The sequence below is a fragment of the Loigolactobacillus backii genome (genome assembly GCF_003946275.1).
In the GTDB taxonomy this organism is placed as follows: Bacteria; Bacillota; Bacilli; order Lactobacillales; family Lactobacillaceae; genus Loigolactobacillus; species Loigolactobacillus backii.
In genome coordinates this window covers 1-1944 of sequence record NZ_RHNQ01000125.1, presented here as the reverse complement: position 1 = coordinate 1944, position 1944 = coordinate 1, and the positions used below count along the sequence as shown (strand labels likewise).

Genomic DNA, 1944 nt, shown 5'->3' with positions numbered 1-1944 from the left:
TGGACAGCTCTAATGAACACTTGTAATTCCTAGTATAGCACAGAAATAAAAAAGGCCACTAGGGTATACCCTAGTGGCCGTCACGTTAACTTATTGAAAATAGAAAGATTCTACTTTCCCTAAATGCTCTTATGTCAATAAATGCCCATCATCATGTGTTAAAATCACTTGCTGGTTGCTTTCTAGATGAATTTTCGGAACGCTAAACATTGGAATCTCTCTCTTCGATTGATGGTTGTGGTAACTTCAATCTAACAGATTGGGGTTCTTTTTTTATCACCCAACAGGTGAAAAGTGAAAACATTAGACAACGTTGATACTACAGTAACTGTCGTAAATTTTGGGATTTATATGAATAATTCAGGTTTAGCTTAGCAAACAAAGGATTCCTGTAATTGCATGTTGTATTTGACTTGTATCAGGCAATTCTTGTTCATCAATTAGGTAATTAAAACTACCCAGAATAAGTGAAGTTAATAATGACATTTCAAACTTATCAGGTTTTTCCTCCAGCATACTTACAAGATTGTTTCTTAAAACCCTTTTTATCTCACTACTCAAATCTTTGCTATCCAATTGAATAGAGCGCAATGCTAAAATCTTTTCACGTTGTTTGATTAAAAGATTTTTTATATCAGGTGCCAATATGGATGTAATGCTCAAAAAGTTTTGATTTTGTTTATTTAAATTACTTCTTTTCTTCAATACTGAATCATAAGTCGACACAAAATCCTGAATCATTTTCGCGGCCAAGTGATACTTATCCTGATAGTGACTATAAAATGTCTGACGATTGATCAAGGCTTTATTAGAGATATCAATTACCGATACATTATTAAATCCCTGTTGTCTTACTAATTGTATAAAAGAATTTTCAATTAACATTTCTGTTCTCTTATTTCTTAAATCAGTCATAAGTTCCTCCTTTTCTCCAAACATCAGTATAGATCCATATGTAACTTAAGTATACACAAATAACATTTTGTATGCCTAAGTGACGTTTCAAAAAAAGTTGTCTATGTCTTTCTAAAATAATGTACACTATTATTAGTACTTAGCTTAAAAGGGAGGAATATCAGATGTTCGATGTAATTCGTAGTAAAAGATATTGGTTAGCATTATTGCTTGTTGGAGCAATTATTGGAATAGTTTCATTTGCCTTAATTGGCATACGTAACTCTGTCAAAGTAAAACAAATTCCTGTAGCACTTGTCAACGAAGACAAAGGAACTCTCAGCAATAAAATTGAAAGTAAGTTGCGAAAGAAATTCAATGGAAAAGATTCAAAAATCAAATGGGTATCTCCACAAAAAGATGGTTTTAATGATCAAAAGTATTATGGGGCTTTCATTATTAGATCAGGATTTTCAAAAGAGTTACAGCAGCAAAATGAATCGCTAAAGGCCCAAATTATTAGCCAAAAGCTCACTACTCTTCAAAAAAAGGAGGAATTACCAGATTCTGCAAAATCACAATTGCTTCAAGCTAAATTTGTTACACAGAAACCCGTTCACCCTGCACAGATTAAGATCAGTATTAATCAAGGAATGAATGCTCAAGCATCGCAATTGCTATCCCAAGCACTTCCTCAGATTGCAAATGCGCTTTCATCACGAATTAGCGCACAGCAACAAAGTGTTCTTAGCAAAAATAAGATTAATTTATCCGCAAAATCTTGGGATTTGGTTTCGACCCCTATTAGTGTATCTACTCATGAGTCTAATAAAATTGAAAAGAACACGGTTAATGGCACAGCACCCATGCTTCTAGTGGCATTGGCGTGGTTTAGCGCTTTAATTCCCTCTCTTATTTTATGGCGCGAACATACAAAAAGAAGTGCTTCAAAATTTTTAAATGCTACAACAATCCCGAATTATTCATACGAGGTTTAATATCGGCATACCGCACAATTTTGGACCAATTCTCGTGCTGCTATGGCGTAGT

At 33.9% G+C, this 1944-nt stretch carries 2 protein-coding genes; one reads left to right on the top strand and one right to left on the bottom strand.

The genetic code is table 11. The features are described from left to right. Window positions 1–366: 366 nt before the first annotated feature. Complete coding sequence (locus tag EKM61_RS11790) at window positions 367–915, bottom strand: TetR family transcriptional regulator (RefSeq protein WP_068377403.1); 549 nt, start codon at window positions 913–915, stop codon at window positions 367–369. Between the two features lie 164 nt (window positions 916–1079). On the opposite strand from EKM61_RS11790, the gene EKM61_RS11785 reads away from it, so the two are divergent. Then, the gene (locus tag EKM61_RS11785) at window positions 1080–1892 is read left to right on the top strand and encodes a YhgE/Pip domain-containing protein (protein WP_125636243.1); all 813 of its coding nucleotides are present in this window, start codon (window positions 1080–1082) and stop codon (window positions 1890–1892) included. Window positions 1893–1944: the final 52 nt, after the last annotated feature.

Coding starts and splice junctions, on each gene's coding strand:
- EKM61_RS11790 (WP_068377403.1), bottom strand. CDS start 915: ATGACTGATTTAAGAAATAAGAGAACAGAAATGTTAATTGAAAATTCT.
- EKM61_RS11785 (WP_125636243.1), top strand. CDS start 1,080: ATGTTCGATGTAATTCGTAGTAAAAGATATTGGTTAGCATTATTGCTT.